Here is a 15,361-nt window from a genome sequence, read left to right on the forward strand (position 1 = left end):
GACCGGTCACCGCCCCTCGACTGGCTCGGGCAGCCGCGGCGGCACCGCCTTTGGGCAGCGCTCGACCTGGGCTTCGATCACGTCGGCCTGATCGGCGATGTGCATGTCGTGGATCAGCGACGGCGGCGCGGCGTGGCTAAGGGCCCAGTCCAGCAAGGCGGCCATGCTGTAGCGCGGGTTATCCGCCAGCGCGCGGTCGAGGGCGATGCGGGCCAGGGTGCCCGCGCCGCTGCTGTAGGCGGCAAAGGCCAGCAGCGTGGCAGGGGCGGCGACGTAGCCGGGCTCGGCCCGGCGGGTCAGCTCACCCCACAGGGCGATGTGGGCCGCCGCGGTGTAGTGGCCCAGCAGCGTCATCGCCCTGTCGCGGACCACGATGGAGGTGAGCAGCACCCCCAGCCAGGCCACCTCCTCCGCGCTGAGCGGCTCATCGGCGGCGCTGCGCGCGAACGCCTCACGCACCCGGCGCAGCCCTTCGTCGTACCAATATCGAGGCGGGGCGCTGTCCAGCAGTGCGGCGGCGTGCTCTCGGGCAGCGCGGGTGGCCTCTCGCACGGCTTGGCGATCCGGGCCGCCTGCTGGGGCCAGAGTGGCGGCGAAGGCCTCGCGATCCGGCAATGCGCACAGGCCCGCCACGACCGCCCCCGCGGCGGCCGGGTTGATCGTGAGATCGTACGGGGTGCCCTCGTCCGGGCGGGCGTCCAGGTGGTGCCAGTAGCGGCCATCCGCACAGCGCAGCAGTTGCCTGATCCGGACCTCGGCAGACGAGAGCGCCTCTCGTACATCCTCCAGCAGCGGGATGAGCTGGCCAGCTGGACCGTAGCCGATCACGGCAACCTCGTCGGCGTGATGGCGGGCCAGGATGTTCAGACTGGTGGCGATGAGGTCACGAGCCTCGTGCGGGCAGTCGGGGAGGTCGTGGCGCATCGTGTTGACCAGAGCTTGATCGTGAAAGGCGAGGATGACCAGGCTCAGCGTCGGATGGAAGCCCAGCAGGTAGGGCACGATGGCGAGGTAGTCGGTGGGGTGCGACAGGCGTACGGTTTCGGTCACGACAGGACACCTCCAAGAAGGTCGGACCAGAGAGCGGGAAACGATGAAGCGCGCCGCACAACCCGGGGACAGGGCTGTACGGCGCGCTGACATGGCGGCGAGGCGGATTGATTGGTGTCGGTACGGCTCTGCTCGGTTGCTTCGCGCTGGCGAGGTTCAGAGCCAAGTGCGGCATAGCCGCTGGTGGCGGGTCGTGATCAGGGAGTACCGGCCCTCAGGGATGATCACCTCGCCGTCGTCGCAGACCCAGGCGATCGGGGTGGCATACGACAGCACCACGTACACGATGCGCGACTGGTCAGATCGGTAGCGCTCCACCCATTCGGCTGGGAGCCGTCCGGTCTCGGCCGGGGGCGAGCACACCGCCGACAGCCCGCCGCGGGTGGTGAACGCGGCGCGCTGAGCCAGGCGTAGACCAGGGAAGCGAGACCGGCTGGAGACGCGCGGCACGGGGAGCTCACCTCGTCTCGCAGCCGGGCGAGGCATGCCCGTCGCCGCAGTAGCCGCAGACGTCCTCCAGCGCATGTAGCGACAGCTCCTCGGCGAAGCGATCGCGCCAGGCGATCTGCGCGGGCGTGTAGGCGTCGAAATAGTCGGCGTCGGTGTCTCCCGGGCGCAGCGTCAGATAGCTGAGCACCGCAGTCGCGGAGGAGATCAGCGTGTGGGTGGACAGCACGGTGCCGACTGGTGAGCTGATGTCGGTGTCGGAGAAGATCGTCCGATTGCGGTGCGAGAGCCGATACAGCCACCGGATCCGCCCGTCGCAGGTGCGGCCGTGCGGCCACAGTTCGAGGAGATGATCGGCATCGATCGGCCATCCGGCCAGCAGCCGGGAAGTGATCCGCCAGCGTACGGGCAGGGTGATGCCGTCAAGCACGGCCATAGGGGTGACCTCCTCGCGGTCGACGCTTGCCCTCCACAGGCGGGGGCGAGGGTGTTGGTTCCAGGCCCGCCGCAATCGCGTTGGCCCGGCGGATGCCGTACTGCAGCGCGTCCCACAGGCACGTGTGAAACAGCACACCGGGGAAGCGCTCCCGGACCTGATCAAGATCGGTGACCGTGCCGCTCCAATCCCCCTCCCTGCCAGGCTCGGGCGGCAGGAACAGATGCCGGAAGGAACACCTCGGCCCGTGCGCCATCGGCGCGAGCCGCGGGCACAGCACCACGACGAACAACTCCTCGGCAGGGGCAACGTCCATGGACGGACCTCCTCACCGGCATGCGAAACCGTCCGAACGGGCCTGCCGTACCGCCCGGACGGAGAACAACGAGAAAGAAGAGAAAGTTGACGTGGCAAGGTCAGGAGAACGGCCCTCACGCTAAGTCCCTTTGCTACGCCAGGAGTATTGGCTCCCACTTAAATACGGGCACCACAACGTCCCGACCGTCCACCATTCTGAATCTCTACTACGACTCGCCGGAAGGCCAAGCCGACACATCGCCACATGGGCGCGATCGCGTGCCTACTTAAATACGGTCGATAAGTCCTATCAACCGTCCGCGCCTTCCGGACTTCTTCTATCCGAATCCATCGCACGAACGGCCGGCGACAAGGAAAAGGGCCCCAGAGTACCCTTCTGGGGCCCTTTTATCGGTTAAGGTCAGTCTGGCGTCGCTTCCGTGCCCGCGTACACCAGGGCGTCTCTGGCGTCGTCGAGACGTTCAGCCAGTTCCCGCCACTCAGCTCGTGCCGCGTCTCGTACTCGGATTACGTTCCGGCGGGAGCCGTACGCGCCCCCGTACCGGGCTTGCGCGATCGTGCTGAAGATGCCCGCACGCCCCAAGTCGTCGGCGCGTGACGCCATGTCCATGGCGTCAGCAATGATCGGAAAATCGCCGCCGTCGCCGAACGCGATGCGGAATATGGTCGCGCTGTTCTGAGCGGCACAGTACGCCACGGCCGCACGGGTGATGTTCTCCGCATGCGGCAACCCGCGCATGATCTGGGCCCCCGGAATGGCGTCGATCTCGTCTGGAGGCGTATCGATCCGGTAGCCGTTACGGGCGGCGGCATCGCGCACTGCCCACCGCTTGAGGGTGGTGCGCGTAATGATCATCTCCGAACCGTCCCGCCGGACGTAGACCCATGCAGGGATGGCGGTCGTACTCTGGGGTGCCGTTCGACACTTTGCGATGATGTCGCGCAGGCGCTGAGCGAACATGAGTACGGCGTCTTGCGTGACGTCGTCTGATACGTCGTCGGTGCCGTACGGGGCATGTCCGCCCTTGACGATGGTGGCGCTTCCATCCATACGCTTTCGGGAACGCGTGCTGTCTACAGTACGGCAGTAGCCCCGCGCGAGCTTCCGAAGCTCCGTCCAGTCTTCGGGCGTCACGCGCGCCATGTCCTCCGCCGATAGAGTTTCGCCAGGGACGTTTGCAGGGACTTGCTTGCCGAGGATTCCCTTCGCCATGTTAAGCTCCCGATCTCATGTGATGCGCGACGCGCTCCACACCTTTCTTTGGTCAGTTCAATTGAATCGCCAAATGTAGATCGAATCAATATCCGACATCAATTCTTTACGACATCTTCGCAGGTCACACCAGCACTCCGCCAAATCGCGCAAAAGACATGAAGACGACCAGTCCGAAAAACCATTAACAGATACAAATGGCAAATCGCCATAAACCAAGCTGCCAATTCAAATGGGCAACAAACAATAATTCCCGGCCGCCGCCACCTACGACATGGCGGGTCCGCCATACAGTCGCGTCAGCGACTGGCCATAGCAGCAGCGCCTGACCAGGGATAACACCCGAGCAGACGTGGCCGATCTAAATCGGCTGCCCATTGGCTGGCCATCGGCCATTCGAATGGCGAAGGAGATAGCGGTTCCGAATGGATGTCCGTCTGCGAGCTCACGACCGCAGCACCGCAGGCAAAATCACTGGACGCCTCCATCTCCACGGTTTTGCGGTCGCTGATTGCTCCGTCGGCTCCGGCGGCCGAGGACGTCGCCGGGTTGATCGCCGTCATCGGCCTGGTAGCGGTCCATGCGACGCCGTCTTGCCGGTCCTGCGCGCCGACCACGCCCCGGTCCGTTACCGCACTGAGGTCTTCGCCTGGCTCAATACCTTCATGTGGACCGGCTACGGCCTCGGCACCGCCATCGCCGGCCACCGCGCCGGCCCCGGCAACGGGACCGCGGCCTTCGGCACCTCCGCGGCCGCGGCCCTGACAGGCGCGATCCTGGCAATCGCTGCCAAGCACTCCACACCACCCACCCGGTGCCGACCGAGGGACAATCCCCCTGCGATGAGCACACCGCGCCCGATCGTCCCCGATCGATAGCCAGCCGTTGCTCGGGCGAGCAGTGACGGTTGGAGTTCCCCAACGGCCGAGAGAGTGCTCCCTGGACGGACCTGCTGCGGACCGCGATCTCCATCCGGGAGAGCCGGTTGTCGTCGGTGACGCTGCTGCGCCGGCTGGGTAACCACTCGCGCAAGAATCGTCTGTATCGGGCTTTCCGGGAGTTGGGGCGGGCGATCCGGACGATCACGTTGTTGCGGTATTTGTCGCAGCCGGAGCTGCGCGAGCAGATTACCGCGACTTCCCGAGTTCCGTGACTATCTCGCCCGCGTAAAGTCCGGCGAGTTCGATCACCTTCTCCAAGCGCCAGCCGTCCAGATCACCGAGCCCAGGACAAACGGTCCCGTCCTGACGTTCACACCGTCCGAGTTCCGTGCATTCGTCGCCGGTGCGAAGGGTGGCGAGTTCGACAACCTGGCCCTGCAAGCAGCGTGACCCGTTGGTTCGCCACCCGAGAAGCCGGCCTTTCAACGTCTTGCAGGCTACACGCCAAGGTGGCGGATAATTCGCTGGAATTGTCTATCGGCCTTATTGTGGACGTCTAGTAGCACAAAGCACAAAGGGGGGGCCTTTGCGCCGACCAGGCGCATAGACTCCCCCTTATTCAGTCGCGTCAATCGACATGAGTAACGGGATCGCTGGACTCGAACATCAATTCAGCTTGCCACTCAGCACCATCATACGCTTCTGGCGTCAGCCAACACTCAGCCAACTCGCTGATTAGCGGCGCAGCACTCAATGCGCGTGCGGTTAGCTGATAGCACACCCTTACCGGTTTGTCGGTAAGTATATCCCGCCGAATTAGGCGACTGTGTTCGAGGCGCTTCAACTCTCGGCCGAGCGTCTTATGGTCAAGCCCGCAGGCGCGGGCCAATTCATTGTGGCAGCGAGGACCGTCTGACAGCTCCGACAAGACAACTAGGGGCCATTTTCCACTGAAGGCGTTGATTACCCGTTGCGCCGTGTGGGCGTGAAACAATCTCGTCCAACCCTCCCGAAAGTCGCCCTTTAAGGTCATACCACTTCTTGTTTCGATGTCTGTTAGAACGTACGTCTGTTCGAGCCCAGAATCAACAAGCGCAGCGGACTCAAGCGATCACTCCCTGTTACAGTTTGCGGCCTCGCTCGCCGGATTGGACCAAGAGTTCGTGCTATGCCGTGGCTGGATGTGAGGCGCCCGGGCTTCCCCCGTGGGACCGCGCCACCGCGTAACGCCACCATATCTTGCGTGGGGAATGACAGTTATGCCACTTGGTGGCCTCAATGCCCCTTCTTGATAAGAAAGTCAAGTCAGATAATGATCCTAGTCGGCACATGTCTCCACGAACAGGAAAGGTCACAATCGTGAAATTCCGCACAACGGCAATCGCTCTCTTAGCGTGTCTCGGCCTGCTACTAGGCGCGACTCCTTCAGGTGCGAGCGCCGAGGGTGCGAGTTCGGCTCTCGCGCGAGTCTGCACCGCAGACGCTAATACGTTGTACTACTCCAACGGGCTCATCGTCGGCGGCGGGAACGTATCCTGCGATTCAACCCCGTACTACATCCGCTTCATAGTGGAGATTCTCGACAACTACTCGATAGTTAAGTCGGCTTCCCAGGATTGCTACGACACAACCTACTGCAGCCAGGCGGCCCAGACTCCCAACCGCTCGGGTAATCAGGAATGGTGCGTTCAGGTAACTGCACGCGTTGACTGGCCCGACAACACGAGGACCACCGTCTCGGACATTCTGTGCGAGAACGAGGGATGGACTCCGGCCTAGCGGCAAGTTAACCACCAGCACCGTAGCTCTCGCCTTGGGTTAGTCCCGTCAATGGACGGTGGCACCCCCGAGGCGAGAGCCATTCAGTTGCTCTTTCTCTTCTTTGTCGCGTCCTTGTTGCGGAAGGCCAGCGCACGTATAATAAGCAACCCAAACACGAGAGCCACAATTGGCCAAACAAACTCCGTATAATGGCCGGTTGCCACCCAAATCACAACGAAAATGCCGAAGATCGCTGCGCGAACAATAGTGTCACGAAGCACAATTTGTTCCTTCTGCATAAAATTAGGATATTGGACAAGTGTAGCATCAACTGCACTTGTCGTGCAGTAAGTCCACGCTGAGGCTCGGTGAGTGTTTGAGAAGGCTTGATCACGATCGGGTTGTCGCCGTTGCATCTAGCTGGCGGGTAATCGCCATGCGGTAGTGGACACGGCAGAATTCCCACTGGCGGACATGAACGGCCCCCACTGACGGGGGCGTGAGTTCTCCCCGCTGACGGGCACCGGATCTCCCCACAGGTTCGCTCCGTTAGAACAGGCCTCCGGCGGGGGACTCCGGATCCAGGATGATCATCTACTGGCGCGCGTCCGTACGTAGCTGGGCTGGAAAGCTTGATCTTCCCGTCCCTCTCGCCAGGCCAAGCAGAGCAGACATGAGTCAGGGTGTAACGGTCGCTCGTCCAGTTGGGCGCTCCACCGTGACACCCTGACTCATGTCTGCTAAACCCGCAACGGGCGAAGGTGACGGGAAGATCAGACAGCAGTCACGCGGGGGATGCCCTCCAGACAACGACAATGCCCCCGCAGAGCTGATCTTCTCTACGGGGGCAATGAGCTGAATTTATGTACCCATCTTGACAATGGGCTTGCCGGCGCCGTTGAGGCCCAGCAGGGCGTAGATCTGTCCCGCCCGCACGTGCAGGGTGACGTCGTCGACGGCCGTCACGTCGCGATAGCGCTTGCTCAGGTGGGCGACGTCGATGACCGGCGCGGCCCCGGGGGTCATGGGCGGGGGCGCAGGCTCAGATGTGGCGCCATCAGATGGTGAGGTTCGGAGGCGCACGGGCACATCCTTGTCTCGATGCGGACTGGACGTGCCGACCAGGCTTCCCGGCTCACCTAGCGTCAGATTATCCCTACCGGGACGTGCCGGATAGTGCGCTCCGGCCTTTCGGCATCGCCGGCATCGCTACCCCGGTCACGTGGACGCGGGCCTGGTGACGCCGGTGTGGTGAGGCATGCTCAGCGCGGTACGTGTTTCTCTTCCCAGCGGCGCAGCAGACCGGGCAGTTCACCCAGCAGGAACTCATAGAAGTCGCGCATCCGCGTCAGCCGTGCGTGGGCCGGGTCGCCGGAGGCGGTGGCGGCGATGCCGGTCTCAGCGGCCTGCAGCATGACGTTGACGACGGTGTTCTGGGTGGAGAACAGGGTGGCCCAGGCGTCGTCGCGCAGCCGGTAGTGCTCGCGGCGGCTGCCGGGCGCGGGCAGGCGTTCGATGAGGCCGACCGACAGCAGGGCCTTGACCGCGCCGGACACCGATCCCGCGCTGACGCCGAGCCGGGCGGCGATATCGCCCATGGTGACCGTCTCGGCGTCGGTGAACAGGAACACCGCCAGGGCTCGCGCCGACATCCGTTGCAGGCCGCCCTCGGTCAGCACCAGTGCCAGCCGTTCGGCGGCCTGCCATCGTTCCTGCTCACTCATCCGGCCACCTCCATAGGCAGGATAGCTGATGTATTGAGACTTCAGAAATTTCCGAAGCTTGGCTATATTGCTGGTATTCGACCCGTCGCAGGGTCGACGGTGTGCCGGGAAGCCTGGTCGGCGAGCGCAGCAGTCCTCCGAGCAGGGAGCGCCGATGAAGGTTCTCATCCTCACCCATGGCACCCGTGGTGACGTGCAGCCGTACGCCGCCCTCGCCTTGGCCCTGAAGCGTGCCGGTCACGAAGCCGTTCTGGCGGCCCCGGCGGCGATGGCGGGCCTGGTCGAGCCGCACGGCATCGCCTTCGCGCCGGTGCACGACGGGCCGAACACGCTCATTGACGACCCGGACATCCGGCAGGCCATCGAGAGCAACTACCGCGGCTTGCGGGGCAAGCAGGTCGCCCTGCAGGTGATGCGCCGCAGCAAGCCGCTCATGGCCAAGGTCTTCGCCGACATGGCCGACGTTGCGGTAGACGGGGCGGGCCAGGGCGCCGACCTGGTCGTGCACGCACCCGGCATCTCAGCCCAGCATTTGGCCGAACGGCTCGGCGTGCCCGCGGTGCCCGCCGCACTGCAACCGGTGTGGGTGCCCACTGCCGCCTTCCGCAACCCAATGCTGCCGCTGCCGCTGCCCAAGGCGCTGAATCGGGCCTCCTACCTGCCGATCAAGCTGATGTTGCGCTCGTTCGGCGGAATTGCCGACGACCTGCGCAAACACTGGCTGGACCTGCCCCGGCGGCGCGGGCGGCACGACATCCTGCGCCGCCCCGACGGACGTCCGGCGACCGTTCTGCACGGCTTCAGCCGCCATCTGCTGCCGCACGATCCGGCAGGCGGCCTGGACTATCCGGCGTGGGTGCACACCACCGGCTTCTGGTTCCTGCCCGCCCCACCTGGCTGGACGCCGTCGGCGGACCTGGCCGCCTTCCTCGACGCGGGTCCGGCGCCGGTGTACATCGGATTCGGCAGCATGGCGGGCACCAACCCCGAACGTCTGGGCCGAATCGTCACCGAAGCCATCCGATCGGCGGGGGTACGGGCGGTGCTGGCCTCCGGCTGGGGCGGCATCCAGGCCACCGACCTGCCCGGCACCGTGCACCTGCTCAATGAGGCCCCGCACGACTGGCTCCTGCCGCGGATGGCCGCGATCGTGCATCACGGCGGCAGCGGGACCACCGGTGCGGCGCTGGCCGCCGGACGGCCGCAGGTCATCTGCCCGTTCGTCGCCGATCAGCCGTTCTGGGCGGGCCGCGCGTACGCGGCCGGCGTGGCCGTGCCGCCCCAGCCCCAGCGGCGTCTCACCCCGGACACTCTCGCCGCCGCCATCCGTCTGGCCGCCACCGACGCCCGGATGGCGGCGGCCGCCGCCGAGTTCGGGCAGCGCGTGCGGGCCGAGGCCGGGACCGGTGGCGCCGTTACCATCCTGGAGTCGCTGGCATGACCATGTACAACCTTCGCGACCTGCTGTGTGCCGCCGACCGCGACGGGTTTCTGTCCGCATTGGCGCACGGTGGCCCGGTCAGCCGCGGCGTGCACCTGGACGGCAGCCCCATCTGGCTGGTCACCGGCCATGCTGAGAGCCTCCTCGTGCTGACCGATCCGCGCTTCAGCAGCGACCCAGTCAAACAGGCCACCTTCGACCTGGCCGCAACCGCCGGTCTGCCTGACGACGTGGCCCCGTACCTGCTGCGCACGCTCGGCGCCTACGACCCGCCGGACCACACCCGGCTGCGGCGGCTGGTGTCGCGGGCGTTCACCGCCCGCCGCATCGAGCGGCTGCGCCCACGCATCCAGCAGATCGCCGAGAAGTTGCTGGATGGCCTGCCGGAGCAATTCGACCTCATCGAGTGCTTCGCCTACCCGCTGCCGATCCAGGTCATCTGCGAACTGCTTGGCGTGCCTGCGGAAGATCGCGACACCTGGCGGGCGTGGGCCGGCGACCTCATCGCCCCGGATCCGGCCCGGATCGCGGCCGGGGCACGCGGGCTTGTGGCGTACATGGCCCAGCTCATCGCCCACAAGGCCGGCCAGGGCGGCGATGACCTGCTGTCGGCGCTCATCACCGTGCGGGACGACGATGGGGACCGGCTCAGCGAGCACGAGCTGATCGCGTTGTCCGTCAGCATCCTGATCGCCGGCCACGAGACCACGGTCGGCCTCATCAGCCAGAGCGTCCACCTGATCCTCACCCGGTCGCTCAAGCTGGACGACGTCGAAGCGGCAGTGGAGGAGTTTCTGCGCTACAGCGGACCTGCCGAGATCGCCGTTCTGCTACACCCTCGAACCGGTGGAGCTCGGCGGCATCGTGATCGGCGCGGGCGAGGCGGTGCAGGTGGTGTACGCCGCGGCCAACCGCGATCCGCGCCGCTTCGACCGGCCCCAGGTCCTCGACCCACACCGGGCGGACAACCCGCACCTGGGCTTGGGCCACGGCATCCACTACTGCCTCGGCGCCGCCCTGGCCCGTGCCGAGACGCAGATCGCGCTCACCACTCTCCTGCGCCGCTTTCCCGGGCTGGAGGTGGCCGTGCCTGCCGACCGGATCGGCTGGCAGCCCGGCTTGAGGCGGGCGCTGACCGCTTTGCCGGTACGTGCGCGGGCGAGCGGCATCTCCCAGGCGAGCAGCGCCAAAAGAATCCGCTGATGACGACGTTGACGGCCGAGGTGTCGGCGAGCCAGGACACCGGCCAGGCCGGCGATGTCCAGCGAGAGGCAGACGAGGTGGACCGGCGCGGGCGATGACCGTACCGGGGCCGGGCCTTCTTGCCGCGAGCCGCGTGCTTGGCCTCGACGGCCTCACCGAGGCCTGAGCGCCTTGCCCGTCCATTCGGCCTGCCTTCGGCGCCCCGCGAGGTAGCCAAGAGGGCAACGTTGCCTGATGCGACACTAGGTACGCGCCAGGCTTTCCACGCGGGCGACGGCGGTGGCGACGCCATCCTCGGCGGCGACATGTGCGGCGAGCGCGCGGGCCGCCGGAGCGAGCTGTTGCGCGGTGTCGATGGCGGCGGCGAGTCGCTCGGAGGTGAGGCGGCCGGACAGAGCGGGCGGGGCGATACCGAGGTAGTGCAGGCGTGCGGCCCAGAACGGCTGGTCGCCCACGAACGGCCGCACCACCTGTGGGACGCCCGCGCGCAAGGCGGCAGCGACCGTGCCGACGCCCCCGTGGTGCACGGCGACCGCGACGCGCGGCAGCAACCAGTCGTGCGGGGCCTCCTCGATGACCAGGACATCGTCCGCGTCGGCGGCGCCCGCGCGAAGGGCGCCCCAGCCCGTGGCCAGCACGGCCCGGCGCCCGGACAGCCGGGCCGCCTCCAGGACCGTGGCAGTCAATGCCTCGGGGTCGCCGGTGGTCGAGCTGCCGAAGCCCACGTAGACGGGCGGTTCGCCCAGTTCCAGGAAGCGGGCCAGCCGCTCGGGCGGGGTCCAGGTGTCGTCCGCCGGCATCGTCCAGAAGCCGGTGGGGCGGGCGGAGTCGGGCCAGTCGGCGGGCGCGGGCAGCAGATGCGGGCTCCAGGCGTGCAGCACGCTGCCCGTCCTGACCAGCTCGGCCATCGGCAGGAAGCCATCTCGCAGGCCGAGTGCCTCGGCCCGCCACGTGCGGATCGTGCCCCGGTACGGGGCCTCGATCGCGGCGGTGACCCGCCAGCTCGCCCGATTGAGCGGGGCCGGTGGCCGTACCGGGAAGATGGGAGAAGGGAAGGCGGACGTCGGCACGTACAGGGGGATCAGTAGACCGGCGAGGGCCGGGACGCCGAGTTTCTCGGCGACGTAGGGCCCGGCGAGGGACTTCGGGTGGTACACGACGGCATCCGCCTGTCGCGCGGCGAGTGCCGCCTGGTCGTCGAGGAGGCGGCGGAGGATCGGCCTGACTGATCGCGCAGCGGTGATAGCCGCGCGCACGCCTTGTCCCTTGACGGAGTCCTGCAGCGCGAACATCTCGTCGTTGAGCGGCGCGAACTCCACCCCATGCCCGGCCGCGAGCGGCTCGAACCGGCGTGGCGCGGCCAGGACCGGCTGGTGCCCGGCAGCCAGCAGCCCGCGCGCCAGCGCCAGAAACGGCTGGACGTCTCCGCGGCTGCCCACGGTGATCAGCAACGGTCTCATCGGTGGTCCTTCAGCTCGTCCCACTCATCCAGCAGGCGGGGGAAGCGGTCCATCATGAACGCGTACATGTCGCGCATGAGCTCCAGACGTCGCCGACGAGCGGGGTCGTCGCCCACCGCTCCCAGTCCCTGTTCGGCCAGCGTCCGGAAGGCCTCGAATTCGGCCATCTTGGCGCGGAAGGCGCGGGCGAAGACGTCTTCGGCCAGCCGGTAGCGGTCGCGCCGCTCACCCCGCAGCCGGAACCGCTCGACCAGGCCCGCCTGCTCCAGCTGTCGCAACGCGACGCTCATGCTGCTCTTGGCCACCGCCAGAGCCTCGGCCAGCTCCGGCGCGTCGGCGCTGTCGGCCTCGGCGGTCAGCAGCCACCCCATCACCCGGCCGGACGTACGGCTCAATCCGAGCCGCTCGTAGAACATCCCGGCGTCTTCCACGAACTGATCGACACTCATAAGAGAATAGTATCGAATTGTTCGGATAGTTCCGAACATATCGTCTGTGGTCGAGTGGCATTGATCAGCGGGTGCGCTTGCCGGCCCACTGACCGGGCGACAAGTGTTTCCCGCAGCGCTGGCAGGGCGACGGCGACGATGACGAGCACTGCCGCGATCAGCCTGAACGCCTGGCCGCAGCCGGCCGCCAGAGCCGAATCCGCCTCGGTCCAGCACGATGATCAGATCCGCCATGCGGACCGTGCGGAAGCGGTGGGATCAGCAGGGTGACGGTGCCGGGGTGGCGGCGTCGGCGTAGCGGGCGAGGGCGAGCTTCTGCCACTGGCCTCCGGACAGTTTCACGCCGCGTTCGAAGGTGTCGCCGAGTTCGGCGGCCGGGCCGGACGGCAGGCCGGCGACCAGCTCGGTGCCGTCGGCCAGGTACAGAGCGGCGTTTACAGCCGTCCGGTCGTGTACGGCGGCCGGCTGTCATGATCCTGGGTCGCTGTCATGGGTGCGTCTGCCGGGCGGGCGGATAGAGGCCGGCCTGGCGGTAGACGGCGGTGAGGTAGCGCAGCATCTCGGCGGCGTCCGGTGGGTCGGGCTGGAGCACGCGGTAGGTCACCGCTCCGGCCATCATGTCGATCAGGACGTCCAGGTCGGCGTCCGCTGCCACCGTGCCGTCCTGCTGGGCGCGCCGGAGCATGGCGGCGGCCAGCTCGCGGCGGGGCAGGATGTAGTGCCTCCAGTAGACGGCCATCAGCGCGGGATGGCTCACGGCGGAGCCCATGATGCGGGCGACCAGCGCGCGGAAGTCGGGGCTCGCGGCCATCTCGGCCGCCGCAGGCAGGACATGCTCGACGATGGCCTGTGGCGGCAGGGCGTAGACGTCGGCGGCCGACGGTGTCACCTCGGTGCTGACCCACTGCTCGATGGCCTGGGCGATCAAATCTTCCTTGCTGCTCCAGCGGCGGTAGACGGTCAGCTTCCCCACCCCGGCGCGCTTGGCGACCTGTTCGATGCTGGTGCCCTCGACGCCGCGCTCGACGAACAGCTCCAGCGCGGCGTTCAGGATCGCGGTGTCGGTCTCGGGGTCGCGCGGGCGTCCGCGCCCCCGGGTGGCGGTCATCCGAGGGCTCCGTCCAGCCAGCGGGCGAGCTCGGCGGAGCCGCCCTTGCAGGCCAGGTGGGCGTCCGGGCGGACGAGCATGGCGAGCCCGCTCGCGGGCCCTGCGGCGCAGAGGCTGACCACCTGGTCGCCGAGCCGCTGCCGGGCTGCCTCGAAGGCGGCCTGATCACCGAGCACGGCCCACTTCCCGCGCAGCTCGGCGTGCAACCGTGTGCGGCTGCCGTCGGGGCGTTCGCAGGCCAGGTCGCCGATGCGGTCGCCGGGGCGGGGCTTGCGGCCGCGCCCACCGAGCGGGCCGCGCCGGTAGCTCACCCACAGCTGGGAGGTCGTGTACGTGGTCCAGCGCTGGATCCATGCCTGGTTGAACACCCGCATCAGCACTTTGTCGCGCAGGAGGCGGCCGAGCGGGCTGCCGGCGATGTTGACCTTGGTGGCGGCGGTGCTGCCGCGCAAGACCTGGGTGGCCAGCGGGCGGCGTTCGGCCTGGTAGGTGTCGAGCAGGCGCTCTGCGGCTCGCCCCTTGACGACGAGGGCGAGCTTCCAGGCGAGGTTCTCGGCGTCGCCGAGCCCGGTCAGCATGCCCTGCCCACCGAACGGAGCATGCACGTGGGCGGCGTCCCCGGCCAGCAGGATGCGCCCGTCGCGGTAAGTATCGGCCAGCCGCCGGTGGACGCTGAACAACGACGCCCAGGTGACATCGTGCAGACGCAGACCGGTCAGGCTGGTGCGTTCGGGCAGGATGCGCCGCATGCGTTCGACGATCTGTTCCTCGCCGGGTTTGTCGTCGCGGAAGGTGGCGTCGTAGGCGAGCAGCCGCCACTGATCGCCTGGCATCGGCATGGCGCCCAGCACGCCCTCGGGATGGGTCCAGCCGCTGGTGCCCGACCGGTCGAGGTCAGTATCGGTGCCGACGTCGAGGCGGCCGTCGACCAGCAGGAACCGCTCGCTGACCTTCACACCGGGAAAGCCGATTCCGGCCAGCTTACGAACCGCGCTGGCGCTCCCGTCGCAGCCCACCAGCCAGCCCGCCCGGACGGTACTCCCATCGGCCAGCACCGCGGTGACCCCGGCCGCGTCCTGGCCCAAGGCGGTCAGTCTCTTGTCCCATTCCGGCCGCTCGCCCAGCTCGGCAAGCCGCTCACGCAGCCGCGCCTCGACCCTGGCCTGAGAGATCACCATCGGCGGAGCCGCCGTGCCCAGCCCTGGGTCGCCGAACCTGATCTTCATCATCGGACGATCCCCCGCGTACGTGGTGATGGTCATCGCCCGCACCGACTCCTCCGGCAGATCGCCGAGAGCATCCAGCCGGTCCAACACCTCCGAGCCGCGAGCGTGCACAAAGTTCGCCCGTGACGTGGTGGCCGGCCCCGCTGCCTTGTCGATCACCCGGACCGAGACGCCGTACTGCCGCAACGCACACGCCAGCGCCAGACCCACAGGCCCGGCACCGACCACCAAGACATCTGGTTCCACTGCCGCCTCCTCATTTATTTACGAATCGTACTCGTAAATAAATTACTTGGGGCCATCCATAGTGTCCAGAGGCGCTGACGCGTCAGCGCCGCAACCGCTGCGAACCTCCTGTGGGGTGGGTGAAGCGGTGAGGTCGGTCCCTGCGCCGGGGCAGGCACCTCATGACGGCCAGTAGCGATCGCGCTTTACGTGGCTCGCCGGCTGCTATTTGTCGGCGCGGTGCTTGACCCAGGCGTGCAGGGCCAAGCCGAAGGCGACCACGATGACCGCAGGCCATAACAGCCGAGCGGACCCGCCCAACGCCACCCAGCCGAGTGTGAAGATGCCGAAGACCGCGGCTCGCATGAGGAGGTCGCGTCCCACACCGGTTCACCTGCCTCACGATTCGCTGCGGAAAG

General features: G+C 67.2%; 19 protein-coding genes. 5 read left to right on the forward strand and 14 right to left on the reverse strand.

The window, feature by feature from the left end; translation table 11 throughout:
• Positions 1-6 precede the first annotated feature (6 nt).
• From ACQPWU_RS45480 to ACQPWU_RS45500, 5 genes are all read right to left on the reverse strand, one after another.
• Positions 7-1,050 carry a DUF4192 domain-containing protein gene (locus ACQPWU_RS45480; RefSeq protein ID WP_433432014.1) on the reverse strand — a complete coding sequence of 348 codons (1,044 nt, stop codon included), beginning with the start codon at positions 1,048-1,050 and terminating at the stop codon, positions 7-9.
• 156 nt (positions 1,051-1,206) lie between these two features.
• The gene (locus tag ACQPWU_RS45485) at positions 1,207-1,500 is read right to left on the reverse strand and encodes a hypothetical protein (RefSeq protein WP_433432016.1); all 294 of its coding nucleotides are present in this window, start codon (positions 1,498-1,500) and stop codon (positions 1,207-1,209) included.
• A gap of 7 nt (positions 1,501-1,507) precedes the next feature.
• Positions 1,508-1,933, reverse strand: coding sequence for a hypothetical protein (locus ACQPWU_RS45490; protein WP_433432018.1), 426 nt, complete (start codon positions 1,931-1,933; stop codon positions 1,508-1,510).
• Positions 1,920-2,249, reverse strand: a complete 330-nt coding sequence (locus ACQPWU_RS45495; RefSeq protein ID WP_433432019.1) for a hypothetical protein — start codon at positions 2,247-2,249, stop codon at positions 1,920-1,922. The genes ACQPWU_RS45490 and ACQPWU_RS45495 overlap by 14 nt, the downstream gene beginning before the upstream one ends.
• A 402-nt stretch (positions 2,250-2,651) precedes the next feature.
• The gene (locus ACQPWU_RS45500; protein WP_433432021.1) at positions 2,652-3,464 is read right to left on the reverse strand and encodes a hypothetical protein; all 813 of its coding nucleotides are present in this window, start codon (positions 3,462-3,464) and stop codon (positions 2,652-2,654) included.
• 593 nt (positions 3,465-4,057) lie between these two features.
• Between ACQPWU_RS45500 and ACQPWU_RS45505 the strand changes: the two genes are divergently transcribed.
• The 3 genes from ACQPWU_RS45505 (at position 4,058) to ACQPWU_RS45515 (ending at position 4,795) form a co-directional block, all read left to right on the forward strand.
• On the forward strand, positions 4,058-4,342 hold the full coding sequence (locus ACQPWU_RS45505; protein ID WP_433432023.1) for a hypothetical protein: 285 nt from the start codon (positions 4,058-4,060) through the stop codon (positions 4,340-4,342).
• A 29-nt stretch (positions 4,343-4,371) separates the two neighbouring features.
• Positions 4,372-4,617 carry a Tn3 family transposase gene (locus ACQPWU_RS45510; protein ID WP_433432025.1) on the forward strand — a complete coding sequence of 82 codons (246 nt, stop codon included), beginning with the start codon at positions 4,372-4,374 and terminating at the stop codon, positions 4,615-4,617.
• A 61-nt stretch (positions 4,618-4,678) separates the two neighbouring features.
• Positions 4,679-4,795, forward strand: coding sequence for a DUF397 domain-containing protein (locus ACQPWU_RS45515; RefSeq protein ID WP_433445448.1), 117 nt, complete (start codon positions 4,679-4,681; stop codon positions 4,793-4,795).
• Positions 4,796-4,973: 178 nt separating this feature from the next.
• On the opposite strand, the gene ACQPWU_RS45520 is transcribed toward ACQPWU_RS45515, so the two are convergent.
• The 4 genes from ACQPWU_RS45520 to ACQPWU_RS45535 form a co-directional block, all read right to left on the reverse strand.
• On the reverse strand, positions 4,974-5,378 hold the full coding sequence (locus ACQPWU_RS45520; protein WP_433432027.1) for a winged helix-turn-helix transcriptional regulator: 405 nt from the start codon (positions 5,376-5,378) through the stop codon (positions 4,974-4,976).
• An 829-nt stretch (positions 5,379-6,207) separates the two neighbouring features.
• Positions 6,208-6,405, reverse strand: a complete 198-nt coding sequence (locus ACQPWU_RS45525) for a hypothetical protein (RefSeq protein WP_433432029.1) — start codon at positions 6,403-6,405, stop codon at positions 6,208-6,210.
• A 562-nt stretch (positions 6,406-6,967) separates the two neighbouring features.
• Positions 6,968-7,189 carry a hypothetical protein gene (locus ACQPWU_RS45530; RefSeq protein WP_433432030.1) on the reverse strand — a complete coding sequence of 74 codons (222 nt, stop codon included), beginning with the start codon at positions 7,187-7,189 and terminating at the stop codon, positions 6,968-6,970.
• Positions 7,190-7,368: 179 nt separating this feature from the next.
• A complete protein-coding gene (locus ACQPWU_RS45535) occupies positions 7,369-7,830 on the reverse strand; it encodes a GbsR/MarR family transcriptional regulator (protein ID WP_433432033.1) in 462 nt (153 codons plus the stop codon).
• Positions 7,831-7,984: 154 nt separating this feature from the next.
• On the opposite strand from ACQPWU_RS45535, the gene ACQPWU_RS45540 reads away from it, so the two are divergent.
• On the forward strand, positions 7,985-9,271 hold the full coding sequence (locus ACQPWU_RS45540) for a glycosyltransferase (RefSeq protein ID WP_433432035.1): 1,287 nt from the start codon (positions 7,985-7,987) through the stop codon (positions 9,269-9,271).
• A gap of 894 nt (positions 9,272-10,165) precedes the next feature.
• Complete coding sequence (locus tag ACQPWU_RS45545) at positions 10,166-10,474, forward strand: cytochrome P450 (protein WP_433445450.1); 309 nt, start codon at positions 10,166-10,168, stop codon at positions 10,472-10,474.
• 242 nt (positions 10,475-10,716) lie between these two features.
• On the opposite strand, the gene ACQPWU_RS45550 is transcribed toward ACQPWU_RS45545, so the two are convergent.
• The 5 genes from ACQPWU_RS45550 to ACQPWU_RS45570 all read right to left on the reverse strand — a co-directional run bounded on the left by ACQPWU_RS45550 (position 10,717) and on the right by ACQPWU_RS45570 (position 15,326).
• Positions 10,717-11,934 (reverse strand): glycosyltransferase, encoded by a 1,218-nt coding sequence (locus ACQPWU_RS45550; protein WP_433432037.1) that lies wholly within the window; start codon positions 11,932-11,934, stop codon positions 10,717-10,719.
• On the reverse strand, positions 11,931-12,383 hold the full coding sequence (locus ACQPWU_RS45555; protein WP_433432040.1) for a GbsR/MarR family transcriptional regulator: 453 nt from the start codon (positions 12,381-12,383) through the stop codon (positions 11,931-11,933). Before ACQPWU_RS45555 ends, ACQPWU_RS45550 begins: the two co-directional genes overlap by 4 nt.
• Positions 12,384-12,870: 487 nt before the next feature.
• Complete coding sequence (locus ACQPWU_RS45560) at positions 12,871-13,491, reverse strand: TetR/AcrR family transcriptional regulator (RefSeq protein WP_433432042.1); 621 nt, start codon at positions 13,489-13,491, stop codon at positions 12,871-12,873.
• Complete coding sequence (locus ACQPWU_RS45565; protein WP_433432044.1) at positions 13,488-14,963, reverse strand: FAD-dependent oxidoreductase; 1,476 nt, start codon at positions 14,961-14,963, stop codon at positions 13,488-13,490. The genes ACQPWU_RS45560 and ACQPWU_RS45565 overlap by 4 nt, the downstream gene beginning before the upstream one ends.
• 204 nt (positions 14,964-15,167) lie before the next feature.
• The gene (locus ACQPWU_RS45570; protein ID WP_433432046.1) at positions 15,168-15,326 is read right to left on the reverse strand and encodes a hypothetical protein; all 159 of its coding nucleotides are present in this window, start codon (positions 15,324-15,326) and stop codon (positions 15,168-15,170) included.
• Positions 15,327-15,361: the final 35 nt, after the last annotated feature.

Origin of the sequence: Nonomuraea sp. CA-141351 (assembly GCF_050944675.1) — a bacterium.
Lineage (GTDB): Bacteria > Actinomycetota > Actinomycetes > Streptosporangiales > Streptosporangiaceae > Nonomuraea.

What these genes read in the sequence shown, in the direction of transcription:
- ACQPWU_RS45490 (WP_433432018.1), bottom strand. Translation starts at nt 1,933, where the DNA reads ATGGCCGTGCTTGACGGCATCACCCTGCCCGTACGCTGGCGGATCACT.
- ACQPWU_RS45495 (WP_433432019.1), bottom strand. Translation starts at nt 2,249, where the DNA reads ATGGACGTTGCCCCTGCCGAGGAGTTGTTCGTCGTGGTGCTGTGCCCG.
- ACQPWU_RS45500 (WP_433432021.1), bottom strand. Translation starts at nt 3,464, where the DNA reads ATGGCGAAGGGAATCCTCGGCAAGCAAGTCCCTGCAAACGTCCCTGGC.
- ACQPWU_RS45520 (WP_433432027.1), bottom strand. Translation starts at nt 5,378, where the DNA reads ATGACCTTAAAGGGCGACTTTCGGGAGGGTTGGACGAGATTGTTTCAC.
- ACQPWU_RS45525 (WP_433432029.1), bottom strand. Translation starts at nt 6,405, where the DNA reads ATGCAGAAGGAACAAATTGTGCTTCGTGACACTATTGTTCGCGCAGCG.
- ACQPWU_RS45535 (WP_433432033.1), bottom strand. Translation starts at nt 7,830, where the DNA reads ATGAGTGAGCAGGAACGATGGCAGGCCGCCGAACGGCTGGCACTGGTG.
- ACQPWU_RS45540 (WP_433432035.1), top strand. Translation starts at nt 7,985, where the DNA reads ATGAAGGTTCTCATCCTCACCCATGGCACCCGTGGTGACGTGCAGCCG.
- ACQPWU_RS45550 (WP_433432037.1), bottom strand. Translation starts at nt 11,934, where the DNA reads ATGAGACCGTTGCTGATCACCGTGGGCAGCCGCGGAGACGTCCAGCCG.
- ACQPWU_RS45555 (WP_433432040.1), bottom strand. Translation starts at nt 12,383, where the DNA reads ATGAGTGTCGATCAGTTCGTGGAAGACGCCGGGATGTTCTACGAGCGG.
- ACQPWU_RS45560 (WP_433432042.1), bottom strand. Translation starts at nt 13,491, where the DNA reads ATGACCGCCACCCGGGGGCGCGGACGCCCGCGCGACCCCGAGACCGAC.